Below are 17,810 nucleotides of genomic sequence, written 5' to 3' on the forward strand. Positions count from 1 at the left end.
CGTTGCGCGGCGGTCGCCGGTCAATCCCCTGCCTCCAGTTCGGCGAAGAGGGGCCGCGCGTCGCCCGCTCCGGGCGGGACCAGCGGAAGGGGCGATCCCCGTAGCTCGGTTCCGGCGACGCGTGGCAGCGACAGGCGGAACTGGGAGCCGACACCGGGTTCGCCCCATGCCTGCAGCCATCCGCCGTGGAGCTGGGCGTCCTCCCTGGAGATGGACAGTCCCAGCCCGGTGCCGCCGGTGGTGCGTGCGCGCGCGGGGTCCGCGCGCCAGAAGCGGTCGAAGACCATCTGCCCCTCCCCCGGTTTGAGGCCGACACCGTGGTCGCGCACGGCGACGGCGACGGCGTCGCGGTCGGCGGCGACCGACACCACGATGTCCTCGCCCTCGCCGTGCTCGACGGCGTTGACGACGAGGTTGCGCAAAATGCGCTCCACCCTGCGGCGGTCCACTTCGGCCATGCACGGCTCGCCGGGCAGCTGCAGGACGACCTTGCTGCCCTTGCGTTCTGCCAGGCCCTGGATATCGCCGACGACCCGCAGCACCAGGTCGCGCATGTCGAGTGACTCGGCGTCGAGCGTCGCGGCGCCAGCGTCGTGGCGGCTGATCTCCAGCAGGTCGGCGAGCAGGGACTCGAAGCGTTCGAGCTGGCTCTGCAGCAGTTCGGCCGAGCGGCCCACGGCAGGGTCGTCGAAGGTGTCGCGGTTCTCATAGAGCATGTCGGCCGCGATCCTGATGGTGGTCAGGGGCGTGCGGAGCTCATGGGAGACGTCGGAGACGAACTGGCGCTGCAACTGCGACAGGTCCTCCAGCTCGCCGATCTTCTCCTGGAGGTTGGCGGCCATGTCGTTGAAGGAGCGGGCCAGGCGCGCCAGATCGTCCTCACCGCGCACCCGCATGCGCTCTTCCAGCCGTCCTGCGGCGAGCCTCTGCGCTCCTTGCGCGGCCAGCCGCACCGGGATGACGACCTGGCGCGTCACCAGGGAGGCGATGGCGGCCAAGAGCAGCACCAGGACGACGCCTACGCCGACCATGGAGCGGCTCACGTTGGTGAGGGTCCGCTGCTCCTGCTCCAGGGGGAACAGGTAGTACAGCTCGAACTGCCCGGCCTTGCCGCCCACGATGAGGCCGCGCTCGGACGGATGGCCCCCTACATAGGTGAGCTTGCCGTAGGTGTAGGCGCGCGCCCCCGCAGGGGCGTGCTTGAGCTCCTCCCTAAGGCGCTTCGGGACGCTCTCCTTGCGGAGTTCGTTGGTCGCGTACCCGTCGAAGTACTCGGCGGTGGTGTCGCGGATGTACACCTCGTACAGGCCGGACGGGCCGCTGCGCGCCTTCAGCCGGTTCACCACGGCGTTGAGGCGGGTGCCGTCCTCCGAGGCGGCTGACGTGTTCCCCAGGTCCCGCTGTACCTGCGCCAGGCCCTCGTCCAGTTGAAGCCGGGCGGCCTTGACCTTCCCGTCCATCAGGGCGGACGACACCTGCTGCATCAGGAAGGCGCCCAGGATCGCCACCACGATCGCCGAGATGAACAGCGTCGAGGTGACCACGCGCACCTGGATGGAGCGCCGCCAGCGCATGTAGCCGCGGCGCGCCGTGCCGCGCAGGACCCGCCGCAGCGTCACCAGGCCGTACCGCGCCAGACGCCTGGCCCTCGTCGTGCCGGCCTTCACGACGGGTCCTTGCGGCGGGGAGTGCTCTCGGTCATCGGCGTGCCGTTCCGGCTGTCACGAGGGGTGCGGTACCGCGAGGTCAGGCGGGACCGGCCTTGTAGCCGACGCCGCGCACGGTGACGACGATCTCGGGCCGCTCGGGATCCTTCTCGATCTTGGCGCGGAGCCGCTGCACGTGGACGTTCACCAGCCGGGTGTCGGCGGCGTGCCGGTAGCCCCAGACCTGCTCCAGCAGGACCTCGCGGGTGAACACCTGGCGCGGCTTGCGGGCCAGCGCGACGAGCAGGTCGAACTCCAGCGGGGTGAGGGGGATGTGGCGGTCGCCGCGCTTCACCGAGTGCCCGGCCACGTCGATCGTGATGTCGCCGATCTGCAGGGTCTCGGGGGCGGGCTCGTCGGTGCGGCGCAGGCGCGCGCGCACACGAGCGACCAGCTCCTTGGGCTTGAACGGCTTGACGATGTAGTCGTCGGCGCCCGATTCCAGGCCGAGGACCACGTCGACGGTGTCGCTCTTGGCGGTCAGCATGACGATCGGCACGCCCGACTCGGCGCGGATCTGCCGGCAGACGTCGATGCCGTCGGCGCCCGGCAGCATCAGGTCCAGCAGCACCAGGTCGGGCCGAGTCTCCCGGAACGCCTCGAGTGCCTTGTCGCCGTCGTGGACGAACGACGGCTCGAAGCCCTCGCCCCTCAGCACGATGCCGAGCATCTCGGCGAGCGCGAGATCGTCGTCGACGACCAGTACACGTCCTCTCATGGCCCTCATCGTCACAAAGTCGGGGTTCGGTGGAGTGGGGTGAGACGCTCCGGCCCCACCTCGCCAGGGAGAGATATGCCTTGGCGTGCAAGGTTACCTGCGTTTGCCTCGTACATGACTCCTCCAGGCGTCCGGGGGGCGGCCCCTGGCGCGCGCCAGGGCGCCGCATGACAGGCGGGCCACCTTACGCGCGCCTTATGCGGCGCCCCATACAAGGGCGGAATTGTAAACGGGACTCCCGAAACCCATGCCGGGTTGACCGGGATCGGCAGCTTTCGTCCGGTACGCGGGGCCGGCCGGGCACAGATCGCCATCGACCGGCCCGGTGACGGCATTTACGACGGCTCGCCCGTGACAGGATGACCTGACCGGCGGCCGCGGCCACCCTGGACCGTCCACGCCGGGACAACCCCCGCCGAAAATCGCAGGGAGCCGACATGCCGGGACCGGACGGCTGGGACGACGACGCGGACACCGACGTCCCGTTCCGCCCCATGTCCATCTCGGAGATGCTCGACGGCGCCATCGCCGGGATCCGGCGCCGTCCCCGTACGGCGCTGGGCATCTCCCTGGCGTTCAGCACGGTCATCCAGGTGGCGAGCTCCCTGGCGGCGTACTTCTTCATCGGCAACGAGGCGCGCGACGAGGTGACGCCGGGTCTGCTCATCCGGTCCTTCGGGGCGCAGTTGACCCTCGCGCTCATGGGCCTGGTGCTGTCGGCCTACGGGATCCTGGTCCTGTCGGGGTTGCTCGCGCCGATCCTGGGCCGCGAGCTGGTCGGCCTGCCGATCGCGCCGCGCCAGGCCTGGCGGGATGCCCGGCCACGTCTGGGCCGCCTCGCCGCTACGGCGGCGGTGGTGCTGCTGGTGCCGCTCCTGGGGATGACGGTGCCGATCCTCCCGTTCATCCTCCTGGTGGCCTCCGGCGCCCATCCGGCGCTTGGAGCGCTGGCGGCGATCGTCGGCTTCCCCATCGGCATAGGGCTGATGGTGTGGTCGTACATCCTGCTGGTGCAGGCCGTACCCGCCGTGGTGCTGGAGCGTACGACGGTCGGGGGCGCGCTGCGCCGGGCCCGGGTGCTCTCCAAGGGCCGGTGGTTCCGCACGTGCGGAACCCTGCTGCTGGCGATCCTCATCACGGTGTTCATGGGTTTCTTCGCCCTGCGGATCCCGTTCCTGGTCATCCAGCTGGTCTTCTTCGGCATCGGCTCCGATGACGGGTCGACGATGGGCGAGCTCGCGGTCGACACGGTAGGGCGCATCATCAGCTGGGCGGTGGTGCTGCCGTTCGACGCCGGCGTCATCGCACTGCTGTACATGGACCGCCGGATGCGCCGCGAGGGACTCGACTTGGACTTGCGTACGAGAGGACGATCCGCCGCCGCGGTCGCGGCCGGTTCCGGCCGTGACGGCGCCGACTCCGGCCCTGCGTCCGGCCCCGCTAACGATGGCGACGGCGATGGTGAGGGCTTCATCGACCTGTGGCGGCCGCGCCCCGTGGGCGCGTGGAGGGGCACCGGTCCGGAAGCGGGGGCGCGTCCGTGATGCTCGATCCGATCGGCCGCGACGAGGCCCGCGACATGGCCCGCCGGGAGCTGGACAAGCAGATCTACCAGCGGGACAAGCCGTCCTGGCTGGAGCGGATGTGGGACCGCTTCACCGACTGGATCCATGACCTGTTCAGCCACGCCGCCCAGCCGAACGCGCACGGCAATGGCGGCGGCTGGATCTCGATAGCGGTCATCGTGGTGATCGCCCTGATCGCTGTGGCGCTGGTCGTGTGGCTGATGTGGGACCGCCGCAACCCGCGCTCCAGGAAGGACCCGCTCCTGGAGGACAACCCCTCAACCGCCCTCGACCACCGGGAGGCCGCGGAGCGGCTCGCCGGTCAGGGCCAGTGGGCCGAGGCCATCCGGGAAAGGCTCCGCGCCATCGCCCGCGATCTCGAGGAACGGGCGGTCCTCGCGCCGCGTCCCGGCCGTACGGCGGACGAGCTGGCGGCGGAGGCCGGCGAGGCGGTGCCGGACCTCGCGGACGCGCTGCGCGCCGGCGTACGGATCTTCGATGACGTCTGGTACGGCGACCGCCCTGGCACCGCGGACGGGTACGCGCAGGTCAAGGAGCTGGACGAGCGGTTGCGCGCGGCGCGTCCGAAGCCGCTGGAGTCCGACGGGCTCGTCCCGGCGGCGGCCGGCGCCGACGACCCGGACGGGGCCCCGCGATGGTGATCCAGTCGCCGCCCCAGGGACGGCAGGAGCAGGGCGAGCCGTCCGCCCGGCAAGTCGCCGGACGCCGCTGGCGGTCGGCGCGCGGCGTCGTGGCGGCGCTGTTCGTCATGGTCGTGATCGCGGTCGTCCTGGCCGCGCTGCGCCCGTCCGACTCGCCGGAACGGCTCGATCCGACCTCCCCGAAGAAGGACGGCTCGCGCGCGCTCGCGGAGATCCTCAAGCAGCACGGGACGTCCGTGACGGTGGCGAGGCACGCCGAGCAGGCCGTCGACCGGTCCGGCCCCGGCACCGTCATGGTGGTGACGCGCAGCGAGCGGCTCACGCAGAACGACATCGACCGGATGAGGGGTGCGCAAGGCGCCCTCCTGCTCGTCGAACCCACGACGCCCGTACTGGAGGCCCTCGCACCGGGCGTGGAGATGAACGGCACCAGCTTCGCTAACGCGGCCGAACCCGGATGCTCGCTCCAGGCCGCCACGCTCGCGGGCGCGGTGGCGTTCGACCAGTCGCAGACCTATGAGGCGCCCGGCAACGCCGTCGCCTGCTACAGGGCGGACGAGCAGGCGCGGCTCGTCCAGGTCCAGGACGGTCCCCGGACCGTCACGGTTCTGGGCTCCAGCGCGCCGCTGACCAATCTGCATCTCGCGGACGAGGGCAACGCGGCGCTGCTGATGAACCTCGCGGGGGCGCGCCAGTCCGTGGTGTGGCTGGCCCCCGACATCCCCACCGAGGGCGCCGGGGCGGGGCAGGAGTCGCTGACCGACCTGCTGCCGTTCGGCGTCAAGCTGTTCTTCCTGGAGCTGGTCGTCGCGGTCGTGCTCGTGGCGCTGTGGCGGGGCCGGCGGCTCGGCCCCGTCGTGGCGGAGGCGCTCCCCGTGGTCGTCCGCTCCGCCGAGACGGTCGAGGGGCGCGCGCGCCTGTACCGGGCCGCCCGTGCCCGGGACCGGGCCGCGGGCGCGCTGCGCTCGGGCGCCCGCGAACGCCTCGTCCCGCTCCTCGGCCTGCCGCGCACCAGCGCGCAGGACCCCGCGGCCGCGCAGGAGATCGTCACGGCCGTGGCCCGCCGGACCGCCCACGACGAGGCGTACGTCGGCGCGGCCCTGTACGGTCCCGACCCCCTGGACGACGCCGGGCTGATCGCCCTCACCGCCGTCCTCGACGACCTGGAAAGGCAGGTACGCCAGTCGTGAACCACCCTGTTGACCTCGGGAAGGACGACGGGCCCGGGCTCGCCCCGGGCGGCGCCGCACCGAGCGACACCCCGCCGGGGGCCGAGGGCCTGCCGGAGGAGGCCCGGCGGCAGGCCGAGACCGCCCGCGCGGCGCTCGCGGCGTTGCGCGTCGAGGTGGCCAAGACGGTCGTCGGCCAGGACGCGGTGGTGACCGGGCTCGTCATCGCGCTCCTGTGCCGCGGCCATGTGCTGCTGGAGGGCGTCCCCGGCACCGCCAAGACGCTGCTCATCAAGACGCTGTCGCGGGCCCTCGACCTCGGCTTCAAGCGCGTGCAGTTCACCCCCGACCTGATGCCGGGCGACGTGACCGGGTCGCTGGTGTACGACAACCGGACCGCGGAGTTCGAGTTCCGCGAGGGCCCGGTCTTCACCAACCTGCTGCTGGCCGACGAGATCAACCGGACCCCGCCGAAGACGCAGGCGTCCCTGCTGGAGGCCATGGAGGAGCGGCAGGTGTCGGTGGAGGGCGCTGCGCGCGCGCTGCCCGACCCGTTCGTGGTGTGCGCGACGCAGAACCCGATCGAGTACGAGGGCACCTACCCGCTGCCGGAGGCGCAGCTCGACCGGTTCCTGGTGAAGCTCACCGTCCCCGTCCCCACGCGGGACGAGGAGATCAGGATGCTGCAGCGGCACGCCGCAGGTTTCGACCCGCGCGACCTGTCGGAGGTCAAGGCCGTGGCGGGCGCCGACGAGCTGGCGGCCGGGCGCGCCGCCGTGCGGGCGGTGCATCTGGATCCCAAGGTGGCCGCCTATGTCGTGGACCTGTGCCGCGCCACACGCCAGTCCCCCTCGCTCCAGCTGGGCGTCTCCCCGCGCGGCGCCACGGCGCTGCTGGCCACCTCGCGCGCGTGGGCGTGGCTGTCCGGCCGCGACTACGTGACGCCGGACGACGTGAAGGCGCTGGCGCGGCCCACGCTGCGCCACCGCGTGCAGCTGCGCCCCGAGGCCGAGCTGGAGGGCGCGACCGCCGACGGCGTGCTGGAGGGCATCCTCGCCCACGTCCCCGCCCCGCGCTGATGGCGCTCACCGGACGCCTGGGGCTGCTGGCGCTGCTCGGCGCGGTCGCGCCGATCCTGCTGCCGAGCTGGCGGACGCTGTTCGCGATCTGGGGCGTCCTGCTGCTCGGCGTCGTGGCGGACCTCGCGCTGGCCGGCAACGTGCGGGCGCTGCGGTTCCACAGGTCGGGCGACACCGCCGTCCGCCTCGGCGAGACGGCCCAAGTGACGCTCGTCGTGGAGAACCTCGGCCGGCGCCGGCTCAAGGCGCGGCTGCGGGACGTGTGGCCGCCCAGTGCCGCCGCCACGCCCCGGATGGTGCACGTGGACGTTCCGGCCGGGGAGCGCCGCCGCGTGGACATGACCCTGACGCCGACCCGGCGCGGCGACCGGCGCGCCGTCACCGTCGTGGTGCGCTCGGTGGGCCCCTTGGGGCTGGCCGCCAGGCAGCTGTCGCGGTCGGCGCCCTGGACCGTGCGGGCGCTGCCCGCGTTCCCGTCCCGCCGCCATCTGCCCGCGAAGCTGGCGCGCCTGCGGGAGCTGACCGGCGCGCACGTCGCGCTCATCCGCGGCCAGGGCACCGAGTTCGACTCCCTGCGCGAGTATGTCGACGGCGACGACGTCCGCTCCATCGACTGGCGGGCCACCGCCCGGCGCGCGGACGTGGTGGTCCGGACGTGGCGTCCCGAACGCGACCGGAGGATCTATCTGGTGCTCGACACCGGCCGCACGTCGGCGGGCCGTGTCGGGGACATCCCGCGGCTGGACTGCTCCATGGACGCGGCGCTCCTGCTGGGCGCCCTGGCGTCCCGGGCCGGCGACCGGGTCGACCTCCTCGCCTACGACCGGCGCGTCCGTACGCGCGTCGAGGGCGCGTCCCGGACCGACCTGCTGCCCGCGATGGTGCACGCGATGGCCCCGCTGGAGCCGGAGCTGCTGGAGTTCGACGCGGCGGGGATGGTGTCGACGCTGATGGCGCGCGTCCGGCAGCGCTGCCTGGTCGTGCTGCTGACCGAGCTGAACACCGCCGCGATCGAGGAGGGGCTGCTGCCGCTCCTGCCGCTGCTGACGGCCCGCCACCTCGTCATGATCGCCGCCGTCGCCGACCCGCGGGTCGGCGAGATGGCCGACGGCCGCGGCGATCTCGCGGCGGTGTACGACGCGGCCGCCGCCGAGCGGGCCCGGGCCGAGCGGCGCCGCCTCACCGCCGAGCTCCGCAAGCACGGGGTCGAGGTCGTCGACGCGCCGCCTCAGGACATCGCTCCGGCGCTCGCGGACGCCTACCTCGCGCTCAAGGCCGCCGGACGTCTCTGAACGGCTCAGCGGCGCTCTCAGAAGCGCCTGGACGGACACAGGTCGCAGCAGCCCACCCGCCTCGACAGGCGCGGGTGCCGTTTGATGGGGGTTCGCCGGAAATGCCGTCCGACGTGCGGGTCCTTCGCTCAGCCGGCGACCGGGACGAGGTCCGGGCGCAGCTCCGCGTCGCCGGTCTCGCCCCGGCGGGTGGCGCGGCGCCCGAGCACGATCACGTAGCTGAGGAACGCCGTCTCCGCGACCACGCCGATCGCGATGCGCAGCCAGGTGATGTGCACCCAGCCGGTGACGAAGCCCTCGATGAGCCCGGACACCAGCAGCACGCCGACGAGGCCGATGGCGATGCTGATGGCGGCGCGGCCCTCCTCCGCGAGCGCCTGGCCGCGGCGGCGGCGCCCGGGGTCCACGACCGTCCAGCCGAGCTTCAGTCCCCCCGCGCACGCGAGATACACCGCGGTCAGCTCCAGCAGGCCGTGCGGCAGGATCAGCCCGAAGAACACGTCGCCCTTGCCGTAGGCGAACATCAGCCCGCCGGTGACACCGAGATTGATCTGGTTCATCAGCAGCACGTAGACCGTCGGGATGCCCAGCAGGATGCCGAAGATGAGCGCCACCGCCGACACCCAGGCGTTGTTCGTCCATACCTGGAACGCGAACGACGACGCCGAATGCTCGGTGTAGTAGTTCGCGAAGTCATGCTCGACCAGGTCGCGGATCTCGTTGGGCGTGCCGATGCTCGACTGCACGTGCGGGCTGTGCACGACCCAGATCGCCAGGGCCAGCGCGAGCAGGTTGCCGAGGACCGCGTTCCCCAGCCACCACCACCGCATCCTGTAGGCGGCCGCCGGGAACGACACCGTCGCGAACCTGGTGACGTCGCGCCACATCGGTGCCTGCGCGCCCGCCACCGCGGCCCGGCCCCGCGCCACGAGCGACGACAACCGCCCCACGAGGTCCGGGTCCGGCGAACTCGATCGCACGACCGACAGGTGCGTGGCCGTCCGCTGGTAGAGCTCGACCAGTTCGTCGGCCTCCGCGCCGGTCAGCCTGCGGCCGCGGTTGATGAGGTGCTCCAGCCGTTGCCAGTCGGCGTTGTGCGCGGCCACATAGGCGTCGACGTCCACCCGGGGAGACTAACGCCTCGGCCCGCGAAGACGGCAAAATGGACCGGCCCCCGGCATTGGAGGAACAGGACATGGCCGAACTCGTCACCGGCGAGGCCGTCGCGCTCGACATCCGGGTCGCGCGCCTGGCCAGCCGGGGCTGTGCCCTGCTGCTGGATCTGCTGATCCAGCTCATCCTGCTGAACCTCGCCATCTACGTGACGGGCCTGACGGCCCTGGTGGCGGACGAGGCGTGGACGATCGGGCTGTCGCTGATCGCCGTCGTCGCCGTGATGGTCGGCTACCCGTGCGCGTTCGAGACGCTGTCGCGCGGGCGCACGCTGGGCAAGATGGCCGTCGGGATCAGGGTCGTGGCCGACGACGGGGGCCCGATCAGGTTCCGGCAGGCGCTCGTGCGCGCACTGGCCGGCTTCCTGGAGTTCTGGACCCTCTACGGGGCGCCCGCCCTGATCACCTCGTTCTGCAACCGGCGCGGGAAGCGGCTGGGCGACCTGTTCGCCGGGACGATCGTCATCCAGGAGCGCAACCCCGCGTCCGGCCGTCTCGGCCCCGTCGCGGTCATGCCGCCGCAGCTCGCCTGGTGGGGGCAGTCGCTGGAGCTGTCGATGCTGTCGGACGAGCTGGCGATGACGGCCCGCCAGTACCTGGCGCGCTTCTGGGAGCTGCTGCCGGAAGCGCGCGACTCGCTGGGGCAGCGCATCGCGGCGCAGGTCGTGGAGGTGGTCAGCCCGCCGCCGCCTGCGGGGGTCCGCCCCGAGATCCTGCTGTCCGCCGTGCTCGCCGAGCGCCGCCGCCGGGAGGAATGGCGGCTCGCCGAGCGCCGCGCCCGCCGCCTGCGCCGCACCGGGCAGGCGAACTGGGCGCAGGGCCCCGCTCCCGTCCCGGTGCCGGCGATGACCATGGCCGGTACAGGCCAGGCTCCTCCGCCCGGATGGCAGGGACCGCCTCCCGGTGCTCCGCTGCCCGGCCCTTACGCGCCGGTCCCACAGCCGACCGGCGCCTACCCCACCGGCGGCTACCCCACCGGCGCCTATCCGATGGGCCCGAATCCCGGCGGCCCGTACGCTCCCGGCCCGTACCCGGCGCAGGGCGTGCCTCCGGCCCCGTACCCGCCCGGGGGGATGCAGCCGGGCCGGTAACGAGCGTCGCAGCGCCCGGTCGTTCCAGGCGCCCCGTCCGACCAGCACCGAGACCGGCGTTTTGTCAGCAAGCGCCGTAACCCGGCGTGCTTGTTGTGCATTTCTCCGACTTCCCCGGCTCCCTCCCGCCTCCTAATATCCGAACAAATTTCACGTTCAGGAGGCGGGGATGCGCGTCCGCACTACTCTCGGCCGGATCACCCTCATCACTGCCTTCACCCTCGCCGGAGCCGCCGCCACCGCGGTCGACGCCCCTGCGCGCGCGGGCACCGCACCGCTCCCCACGATCACCGACGACCAGGGCCGGACGCTCATCCTGCACGGGCTCAACACCGCGAGCAGCGCCAAAGGCCCCAGCGGCCTGCCCTGGATCGGCAAGGACGATGTCGTCCGCGAGGCCCGCGATATGGGCACCGACTCCGTCCGGTACCTGATCCAGTGGAAGAACGTCGAACCCGAGCCCGGCCAGTACGACGACGCCTATCTCGACGACGTCGCCGAACGTGTGGCCTGGTACCGGGAACAGGGCATCCACGTCGTCCTGGACATGCACCAGGACATCTACGGCCCCGCCGCGTGCACTGGTGCCGGTAACGGCGCCCCGGCGTGGGCCACCTTCACCGACGGCCTGCCCTGCACACCGCAGGACCCGTGGGTGCTCACCTACCTGCAGCCCGCCGTCCTACGTGCGTACGACAACTTCTGGAACAACACCGGCAAGCACCCGGAGCTGATGGAACGGTACGCGGCGATGTGGCAGCACGTCGCGCAGCGCTTCGCCGGCGACCCCGCCGTCCTGGGCTACGACCTGATGAACGAGCCGTTCGGCGGGACCAGGCAGTTCGGGTTCTTCGAAGGCCCCATCCTCACCCCCTTCTACCAGCGCGTCGTCAACGCCATTCGAAAGGTCGACACGGACAACTGGGTGTTCGTGGAGCCGCAGGCGCTCGGGTCCAACGAGGGCGCCGAATCGTCCATCGGCGTGGTCAAGGATCCGCGTCCCGGCACGCCGCGCATCGTTCTGGCTCCGCACTTCTATCCGGGCGGCGTGGACCTCGGCGGCTCCTATGACGGCGCTACGAAACTGCTCGTGCAGGCGCAGTTCGCCTTGTGGAAGCGCAACATGCCCGCTGCGGCGCGTCGCCTGAACGCCCCGATGTGGCTGGGAGAAGTGGGCGGGATGGGGCAGGAGGCCCCGGGAGCGGCGGACTTCACCGGGGACTGGCTCTCCATGGCGGACGACCTCGGCATCGGCTGGGCCTACTGGTCCAACGATCCCGGCTCGTCCGGCGTGACCGACGGCAATGGCCGGCCGACGCTTTTCGCCAAGCTCCTGGCGCGCCCCTATGCCAGGGCCATAGCGGGCACCCCGCTAAAGATGGCGTACTCCTCGGAGACCCTGACGGTGTCGTGGCTTAACAAGGCCGGGGTGACGAGCCCCACGGAGATCTGGTTCCCGTCCACTCCCAAGGTCACCTCGACCGATCCGGCCGGCAAGTGGAGGACGGCCTGGGACGCCGACCGCCACATCCTGTCCGTGTGGGCCGACCCCGACACTCCCGCCCACACCGTCACCGTCACGCCGTAGCCGCTACACGGCCTTACGCGGCGCTGCTCCAGGCACGGCGCGCCACAGGCGGCAGGACGCGACCGAAGACGTGACCCGCGAAGTGGCCGCCGGCCAGTAGCGTCCGCTCGTCCTCCAGTTCGGTGAGCAGTGACTCCCGGGTGGCCGCGGCCTCCGCAGGGGCGTCGTCGAAAACGAACCCCCACTCGCTCTCGGTGACCTGAACCTGGCAGTGCATCACGTCGCCCAGGATGATGAGGCGGCGGTCGTCGCCGGGGTCGGTGACGACGAGGCTCTGGTGTCCTGGTGTGTGCCCGGGCGTCGCGCGGACGCGGACTCCGGGCGCGATGTCCTGACCGTTCTCGACGAACTCGACGCGGCCCGACAAGGGCCCCTGTACGGCGACGGGGTCCGGGCCTATGACCTCCTCCGTCCCCGTCCAGTGCTTCCACTCCGTCTCGGCGACGAGGTGGCGCGCGTTCGGGAACGTCAAGCCGCTGGGGGCGCTTCCTTCAGGCAGCGTGGGACCGGGCGCCACATCCGTGGTCCAGCCCACGTGGTCGTGGTGGAGATGGGTGTAGACGACCGTGTCGACGTCCTCCGGGGCGAGTCCTTCGTTGGCGAGGCTGCGAAGCAGGGTTCCGCCCTTGAACGACGCCAGGTCGGGGACCTCGAAGTCCACCTGACCCAAGCCGAGGTCCACCAATAGGACGCGGTCGCGCGCGCGTACGAGGAACGAGCCGATGCTGATGGGCAGCCGCCCATCAGCGTCCAGGAACTCGCTGTGCGTCGCCCATCCGGTCGGGGCGCTCGCGGGGAAGACCGCCGTCGGGACGACTCTTGCGTGGCCGTCGGGCAGGAAGGTGACGGTGGTGCCGCCAAGGCGGACCTGTGCGCGGGAAGCCGGTAGGACCATGACCATCCTCTCGTGGGGCGGCCCCCGGCGGAGGCCGCTGCACCCACTATCGGAGAGTCACTAACTAATGGGAAGTACGCACTTGCAAGTGCGCGCCCTTGCCGGAGTCGAACTCCAGCCGGGCCCGCTCCACCTCGTTGATGTGCTTCTCCGCCCAGCTCCGCACGGCGGCCAGCGGTTCCTCCAGCGTCCGGCCGAGGTCGGTCAGCCGGTACTCGACCTTCGGCGGCACCGTCGGGTGGACGTGCCGGACCACCAGCCCGTCGCGCTCCATGCTGCGGAGCGTCTGGGTGAGCATCTTGTCGCTGATGCCGTCGATGTCGGCGCGGAGCTCGGAGAAGCGCCGTGTCCCCTCGAAAAGGGCGCCGACTATCAGCGCCGTCCACTTGTCGGCGATCCGGTCCAGCGCGGCACGGGACGGGCACGGCGCGCTGTACACGTCGGCCGGTTCGCCGTTGGGAAGCCAAGCCAGGGGCGAGCGTCCCGGCGTTCCCGGACGCGGTCTGCGGGTGCGCGGCGTTCTCGGCATGCCGCCACACTAACCATTAGAGAGTGTCCTTCAGCGGCCGGCGTGATGCGCTGCCGGGCTCCGATCGGTTTCCGGACCCTGCGAGACAGGATGGCGGCGTTCGAGCCGGAGCAAGGCCACCAGCGCGGCCAGCGCGAGCACGGCGACGGCTGCGGTGAACGCCACGGCGGCGCTGCGCAGCCCGAAGGCGCTGGCGGCGACACCGACGAGGACCACCGGCAGGGAGATGCCGGCATAGGCGGTGAGGAAGAAACTCGACACCGTCTGCGCGCGCTGGGCGGCTGGAGTGCCCGCGGTAACGGCGGCCAGGCCGGCACGGAAACCGAGGCTCTGCCCTAGGCCGACCACGATCGGGCCGGTGACGAGCAATGGGAGCGACTCGGCCAGGAGCGCCCCGGCAATGGCGGCGAGCCCGACGACGAGCACCGCGCACCCCGCAGGCAGAGCGATCCGCTCCGGCACCTTGGCGAACATGACCTGTCCCGCCGTGGAAGCGCCGAACATGGCGAACACGACCAGTCCCGCAAGGGCCCGATCGGGGCGGTGCAGCACGCCGACCAGGATCCCCGGGACGACCGCCGTGACGAGGCCGAAGACCGCGAAGGCCGCGAACGCCGCAATGGCCGCAGGGACGAACACCGGCCGGACCTCGGCGGGGACGGCGGGACGCTGCGCACGCGGCCATATGGTCCGGCGGTCCCGCACGGTCTCCGGTGCCACCAGAACGGCCACGAACGCAAGGGCCAGCAAGACGAGGTCGACCACGAACGGTATGGCCAGCGGATGGGGCGCGTACTCGGCGAGCAGCCCGGCGAGCAGCGGGCCGCAGCCGAGCCCGAACATGTTGACGGCCGCCGCCAGCAGTGCCGCACCGCCCCGCCGTTCGGGCCGGACCAGCTCCACCAGCGTCACCGTTCCGGTCGCCGTGACGACGCCCGCCGACAGTCCCGACAGCACCCGCGCCGCGAGCAGCACGGGCACGTCCCCGGCCACCAGGTAGACCACCGCCGCGGTCATCGACACGGCGACGCCCGCGAGCATCACCCGGCGGCGGCCGAGCGCGTCCGACGACCGCCCGAACAGCAGCGCGAAGATCACTCCGGCGGCGTAGACGGCGAAGACGACCGTCGTGACCAGGCTCCCGAACCCGAACTGCTGCTGGTAGATCGGGTACAGCGGCGTCGCGAGCGTCGTGCCGAGCATGACGGCCCAGAAGGCGTACGCCATGCACGCCGGGCCGATGCCGGCCCGCACGTCCCGCCCCGACCCCGTCCCCCGAATCCCCATGAATCCTCCTCTACCCCTCAAATCACCCTTCCCAGGGTGGCGGAGGCGACCATCATCAGTCCAACACATGAATTCGATGGTCATCATCGGTACCGTCGATCCATGGAGCTGCGCCAGCTCGAATACTTCGTCGCGGTCGCGGAGGAGCTCCACTTCACCCGCGCCGCCGCACGCGTCCACGTCGTCCAGTCCAGCCTGTCCAGTTCGATCGGCGCCCTGGAACGGGAGCTGGGCGCCCGGCTGTTCACCCGCACGAACCGGCGCGTGGCGCTGACCGAGGCGGGCCGCGCCCTGCTGCCGTCCGCCCGCCGCGCCCTGGCCGCCGCCGAGAGCGGCCGCGACGCCGTCGCCGGGGTCCGCGGCCTCGTGCGCGGCCGGCTGACCATCGGCGCCATCCAGACCCTCGGCGTCCTCGACCTGCCCGCGCTGCTCGCCCGCTACCACCGCCGCCACCCGGGCGTCACCGTCCGGTTGCGGCACGCCGGCGCGGCCGCCCTCGCCCGCGAGACCGCCGCCGGCACGCTCGACCTGGCGTTCGTGGACGGGGCGACCGGCGAGCCCGGGCTCGCCGAGCATCCACTCGGCGGCGACCGGCTCGTCCTCGCCGTCTCCCGCGACGACCCGCTGGCCGCGCGCGGCGCGGTCCGCCTCGCCGATCCCGTGCTCGCCGGCCGCGACTTCGTCGAGTACCGCGCCGACTCCGCGCTGCGCGCCCAGATCGACGCGGCCTGCGCCCGGGCCGGCCTCGACCGCCGCGTCGCCGCCGAGGTCGACACCATCCAGTACCTGGTGGAACTCGTCGGCCACGGGCTCGGCGTGTCCCTGCTCCCGCCTCAAGCCCTGCGCAACGCCGCCGACCGCGTCGCCGCGGTCCCGACCGATCCCCCGCTGCACCGCGCCCTTGTCGCTGTCACTCCCGCCACCCGTCCCTTATCGCCGGCGGTAGAGGCCCTATTGGCGCTGCTCCCGCGCGCCTAGTCAGGCAATGAAGTTCGGCGGTGATTCCAACGCGGTCAGTTCCATGTCCGGGCCGGACAGCAGGACGTCACCGGCAACATGGATCGCGGTCGACTCCCCCGTGGAGAGGTCCGTCATCTCATACTCCGAGACCGGCAACGGCGCAGTGTCGGTCTCGTACACAGACGTCTCCGTAAGCCGCCATCTCCACAGACCGGAGAGGGCCGACAACGAGGCACCACCCACCCGCACGAGGCGGAGCGTCGCCTCCGCGCCCGGCTCCTCCAGTGCGAGAGAACGCGCGACGGCTATGGAGAACGCAGGCGAGTCGCCCAGGAACCCGTAGGCCCGCTCGGAGTGCTCGGAGCCCTCCCCGGACGCGGCGCGTACCCACGTCAGGTCGGGGCCGGTCACGCCCCCGCGGATCCACCAGTCGGACGCCACCAGCTCCACCCTGATCTGCCGCCAACGCGAGTCGACGACGAGGTCAAGGCGCCGACCGTCCGAGCGCTGGGACACGTACCGCCAGCCGCCGGGGCCGGGCGCGCATTGGAAGCGCTCCTCGATCCCGTCGTCCAGATGAAGGTAGGTACCGGACGGCATGGGTCAGGAGCCCAGACGCCACGAATGCAGGTAGTCCTCCTGGTCCGGCGTGAGGCGGTCGATGGCGATGGACATGGAGGCCAGCTTGAGCCGCGCCACCTCCGTGTCGATCTCCTTCGGGACGTCGTGGACGGCGGCGGCCAGCGACCCGTGGGACTCCGCCAGCCACGCGCACGTGAGCGCCTGGTCGGCGAACGACATGTCCATCACCGCGGCGGGATGGCCCTCGGCGGCCGCCAGGTTGACCAGGCGGCCCTCCGCCAGCAGGACGAGGCGGCGGCCGTCGGCGAGGACGTACTCGTCCGCCTGCGGCCGCACGCCGCGGTGCACGGCGACCGCCATGTCCTCCAGCGCCCGGACGTCGATCTCGACGTCGAAATGGCCGGAGTTCGCGAGGATCGCGCCGTCCTTCATGACCGCGAGGTGCCCGGCGTTCACGACATCGCGGTTGCCGGTGACGGTGATGAAGACGTCACCGTTCACGGCGGCCTCCGCCATCGGCTGGACGGCGAACCCCTGCAACGCCGCGTCGAGCGCCTTCACGGGGTCGATCTCGGTGATGACCACGCGGGCGCCGAGCCCCCGCGCGCGCTCGGCGAGCCCCCGTCCGCAGTAGCCGAAGCCCGCGATCACCACCGTCTTGCCGGCGAGCAGCGTGTTGGTGGCGCGGATGATGCCGTCCAGCGTCGACTGGCCGGTGCCGTACCGGTTGTCGAACATGTGCTTCGTATCGGTGTCGTTGACCGCGACCATCGGGAACCGCAGGGCCCCCTCACGGGCCATCTGGTGCAGGCGGATGACGCCCGTCGTCGTCTGCTCGCATCCCGCCTTCACCGTGGGCAGCAGATCGGTGCGGTCTATGTGCAGCGTGTTGACGAGGTCGCAGCCGTCGTCCAGCACCAGATCGGGCCCGGTCTCCAGCACCTGGTGGATGTGCGCGTAGTAGCCCTCGCGGTCGATCCCCGCGCGCGCGAACACCTCCGCGCCGTCCTCCTGAACCAGCGCGGCGGCCGTGTCGTCCTGTGTGGAGAGCGGGTTGGACGCCGCGAGCGCCACGCTCGCCCCGCCCGCCTGCAGGGTGCGGATCAGGCAGGCGGTCTCCGTCGTGACGTGCATGCACGCCGCGACGCGCAGGCCGTCCAGGGGGCGCTCCTTGGCGAACCGCTCCCGGATCTGCCGCAGCACGGGCATGCTCCGGTCGGCCCACTCGATCCGCTTGACGCCCTCGTACGCCAGCGACACATCCGCGATATCGCTCATGTCTTCCTTAGATTGCCTGCAGCGCCAGACACCGGCGGCCGGGCAGGCGAGATCGCCTGCCCGGCCGTACGCTGCCCTGCTTCGCCCCTACCTTCGCAGACCCCGCCCGTCGCGATCGCGTGCGAAGCCGGATTCGAGCGAAGCGAGAATCCGATCGCGCAGCGAGGCCCCCAGGGCCGAGCCGGAGCGATGCAGCGATCGCACGCAGTGCCCGCCGAAGGGAGGGCGCTCCAGCGC

General features: G+C 72.0%; 16 protein-coding genes. 8 read left to right on the forward strand and 8 right to left on the reverse strand.

Annotated elements, in window-relative coordinates:
• Nucleotides 1-20: 20 nt before the first annotated feature.
• Entirely contained in the window at nt 21-1,574 is a 1,554-nt protein-coding gene (mtrB, locus tag QP089_RS10225; protein WP_285911459.1) for an MtrAB system histidine kinase MtrB, read from the reverse strand.
• 172 nt (nt 1,575-1,746) lie between these two features.
• A complete protein-coding gene (mtrA, locus tag QP089_RS10230; protein ID WP_021598338.1) occupies nt 1,747-2,424 on the reverse strand; it encodes an MtrAB system response regulator MtrA in 678 nt (225 codons plus the stop codon).
• A 437-nt stretch (nt 2,425-2,861) separates the two neighbouring features.
• Between mtrA and QP089_RS10235 the strand changes: the two genes are divergently transcribed.
• From QP089_RS10235 to QP089_RS10255, 5 genes are all read left to right on the forward strand, one after another.
• Complete coding sequence (locus QP089_RS10235; protein ID WP_285911230.1) at nt 2,862-3,968, forward strand: hypothetical protein; 1,107 nt, start codon at nt 2,862-2,864, stop codon at nt 3,966-3,968.
• Complete coding sequence (locus QP089_RS10240; protein WP_285911232.1) at nt 3,968-4,651, forward strand: DUF4129 domain-containing protein; 684 nt, start codon at nt 3,968-3,970, stop codon at nt 4,649-4,651. The genes QP089_RS10235 and QP089_RS10240 overlap by 1 nt, the downstream gene beginning before the upstream one ends.
• Nucleotides 4,645-5,841 (forward strand): DUF4350 domain-containing protein, encoded by a 1,197-nt coding sequence (locus tag QP089_RS10245; RefSeq protein ID WP_285911234.1) that lies wholly within the window; start codon nt 4,645-4,647, stop codon nt 5,839-5,841. Before QP089_RS10240 ends, QP089_RS10245 begins: the two co-directional genes overlap by 7 nt.
• Before the next feature lie 89 nt (nt 5,842-5,930).
• Complete coding sequence (locus QP089_RS10250; protein ID WP_285911460.1) at nt 5,931-6,899, forward strand: AAA family ATPase; 969 nt, start codon at nt 5,931-5,933, stop codon at nt 6,897-6,899.
• On the forward strand, nt 6,899-8,191 hold the full coding sequence (locus QP089_RS10255; protein ID WP_285911236.1) for a DUF58 domain-containing protein: 1,293 nt from the start codon (nt 6,899-6,901) through the stop codon (nt 8,189-8,191). Before QP089_RS10250 ends, QP089_RS10255 begins: the two co-directional genes overlap by 1 nt.
• 128 nt (nt 8,192-8,319) lie before the next feature.
• On the opposite strand, the gene QP089_RS10260 is transcribed toward QP089_RS10255, so the two are convergent.
• The gene (locus tag QP089_RS10260; protein ID WP_285911238.1) at nt 8,320-9,315 is read right to left on the reverse strand and encodes a stage II sporulation protein M; all 996 of its coding nucleotides are present in this window, start codon (nt 9,313-9,315) and stop codon (nt 8,320-8,322) included.
• A 71-nt stretch (nt 9,316-9,386) separates the two neighbouring features.
• On the opposite strand from QP089_RS10260, the gene QP089_RS10265 reads away from it, so the two are divergent.
• Together QP089_RS10265 and QP089_RS10270 are read left to right on the forward strand one after the other, a co-directional pair.
• Complete coding sequence (locus QP089_RS10265; RefSeq protein WP_285911240.1) at nt 9,387-10,454, forward strand: RDD family protein; 1,068 nt, start codon at nt 9,387-9,389, stop codon at nt 10,452-10,454.
• Between the two features lie 169 nt (nt 10,455-10,623).
• A complete protein-coding gene (locus tag QP089_RS10270) occupies nt 10,624-12,042 on the forward strand; it encodes a cellulase family glycosylhydrolase (protein WP_285911242.1) in 1,419 nt (472 codons plus the stop codon).
• A 13-nt stretch (nt 12,043-12,055) separates the two neighbouring features.
• Here the strand turns inward: QP089_RS10270 and QP089_RS10275 are convergent, their stop codons facing one another.
• The 3 genes from QP089_RS10275 to QP089_RS10285 all read right to left on the reverse strand — a co-directional run bounded on the left by QP089_RS10275 (nt 12,056) and on the right by QP089_RS10285 (nt 14,753).
• A complete protein-coding gene (locus QP089_RS10275) occupies nt 12,056-12,937 on the reverse strand; it encodes an MBL fold metallo-hydrolase (RefSeq protein WP_285911244.1) in 882 nt (293 codons plus the stop codon).
• Nucleotides 12,938-13,001: 64 nt separating this feature from the next.
• Complete coding sequence (locus QP089_RS10280) at nt 13,002-13,466, reverse strand: winged helix-turn-helix transcriptional regulator (RefSeq protein ID WP_285911246.1); 465 nt, start codon at nt 13,464-13,466, stop codon at nt 13,002-13,004.
• Nucleotides 13,467-13,496: 30 nt separating this feature from the next.
• Nucleotides 13,497-14,753, reverse strand: a complete 1,257-nt coding sequence (locus tag QP089_RS10285; RefSeq protein WP_285911248.1) for an MFS transporter — start codon at nt 14,751-14,753, stop codon at nt 13,497-13,499.
• Nucleotides 14,754-14,855: 102 nt separating this feature from the next.
• Here QP089_RS10285 and QP089_RS10290 point away from each other — a divergent pair, with 102 nt between their 5' ends.
• Entirely contained in the window at nt 14,856-15,731 is an 876-nt protein-coding gene (locus QP089_RS10290) for a LysR family transcriptional regulator (RefSeq protein WP_285911250.1), read from the forward strand.
• Here the strand turns inward: QP089_RS10290 and QP089_RS10295 are convergent, their stop codons facing one another.
• The gene (locus QP089_RS10295; RefSeq protein WP_285911252.1) at nt 15,732-16,313 is read right to left on the reverse strand and encodes a hypothetical protein; all 582 of its coding nucleotides are present in this window, start codon (nt 16,311-16,313) and stop codon (nt 15,732-15,734) included.
• A 3-nt stretch (nt 16,314-16,316) separates the two neighbouring features.
• The gene (ahcY, locus tag QP089_RS10300) at nt 16,317-17,573 is read right to left on the reverse strand and encodes an adenosylhomocysteinase (RefSeq protein WP_285911254.1); all 1,257 of its coding nucleotides are present in this window, start codon (nt 17,571-17,573) and stop codon (nt 16,317-16,319) included.
• Between the last annotated feature and the right edge of the window lie 237 nt (nt 17,574-17,810).

This window comes from Actinomadura opuntiae (genome assembly GCF_030283205.1).
Lineage (GTDB): Bacteria > Actinomycetota > Actinomycetes > Streptosporangiales > Streptosporangiaceae > Spirillospora.

Bases quoted from the DNA above. Each gene is read 5' to 3' on its own strand.
- mtrB (WP_285911459.1), bottom strand. From the start codon at position 1,574: ATGCGCTGGCGGCGCTCCATCCAGGTGCGCGTGGTCACCTCGACGCTG.
- mtrA (WP_021598338.1), bottom strand. From the start codon at position 2,424: ATGAGAGGACGTGTACTGGTCGTCGACGACGATCTCGCGCTCGCCGAG.
- QP089_RS10235 (WP_285911230.1), top strand. From the start codon at position 2,862: ATGCCGGGACCGGACGGCTGGGACGACGACGCGGACACCGACGTCCCG.
- QP089_RS10240 (WP_285911232.1), top strand. From the start codon at position 3,968: ATGCTCGATCCGATCGGCCGCGACGAGGCCCGCGACATGGCCCGCCGG.
- QP089_RS10245 (WP_285911234.1), top strand. From the start codon at position 4,645: ATGGTGATCCAGTCGCCGCCCCAGGGACGGCAGGAGCAGGGCGAGCCG.
- QP089_RS10255 (WP_285911236.1), top strand. From the start codon at position 6,899: ATGGCGCTCACCGGACGCCTGGGGCTGCTGGCGCTGCTCGGCGCGGTC.
- QP089_RS10265 (WP_285911240.1), top strand. From the start codon at position 9,387: ATGGCCGAACTCGTCACCGGCGAGGCCGTCGCGCTCGACATCCGGGTC.
- QP089_RS10270 (WP_285911242.1), top strand. From the start codon at position 10,624: ATGCGCGTCCGCACTACTCTCGGCCGGATCACCCTCATCACTGCCTTC.
- QP089_RS10275 (WP_285911244.1), bottom strand. From the start codon at position 12,937: ATGGTCCTACCGGCTTCCCGCGCACAGGTCCGCCTTGGCGGCACCACC.
- QP089_RS10280 (WP_285911246.1), bottom strand. From the start codon at position 13,466: ATGCCGAGAACGCCGCGCACCCGCAGACCGCGTCCGGGAACGCCGGGA.
- QP089_RS10285 (WP_285911248.1), bottom strand. From the start codon at position 14,753: ATGGGGATTCGGGGGACGGGGTCGGGGCGGGACGTGCGGGCCGGCATC.
- QP089_RS10290 (WP_285911250.1), top strand. From the start codon at position 14,856: ATGGAGCTGCGCCAGCTCGAATACTTCGTCGCGGTCGCGGAGGAGCTC.
- QP089_RS10295 (WP_285911252.1), bottom strand. From the start codon at position 16,313: ATGCCGTCCGGTACCTACCTTCATCTGGACGACGGGATCGAGGAGCGC.
- ahcY (WP_285911254.1), bottom strand. From the start codon at position 17,573: ATGAGCGATATCGCGGATGTGTCGCTGGCGTACGAGGGCGTCAAGCGG.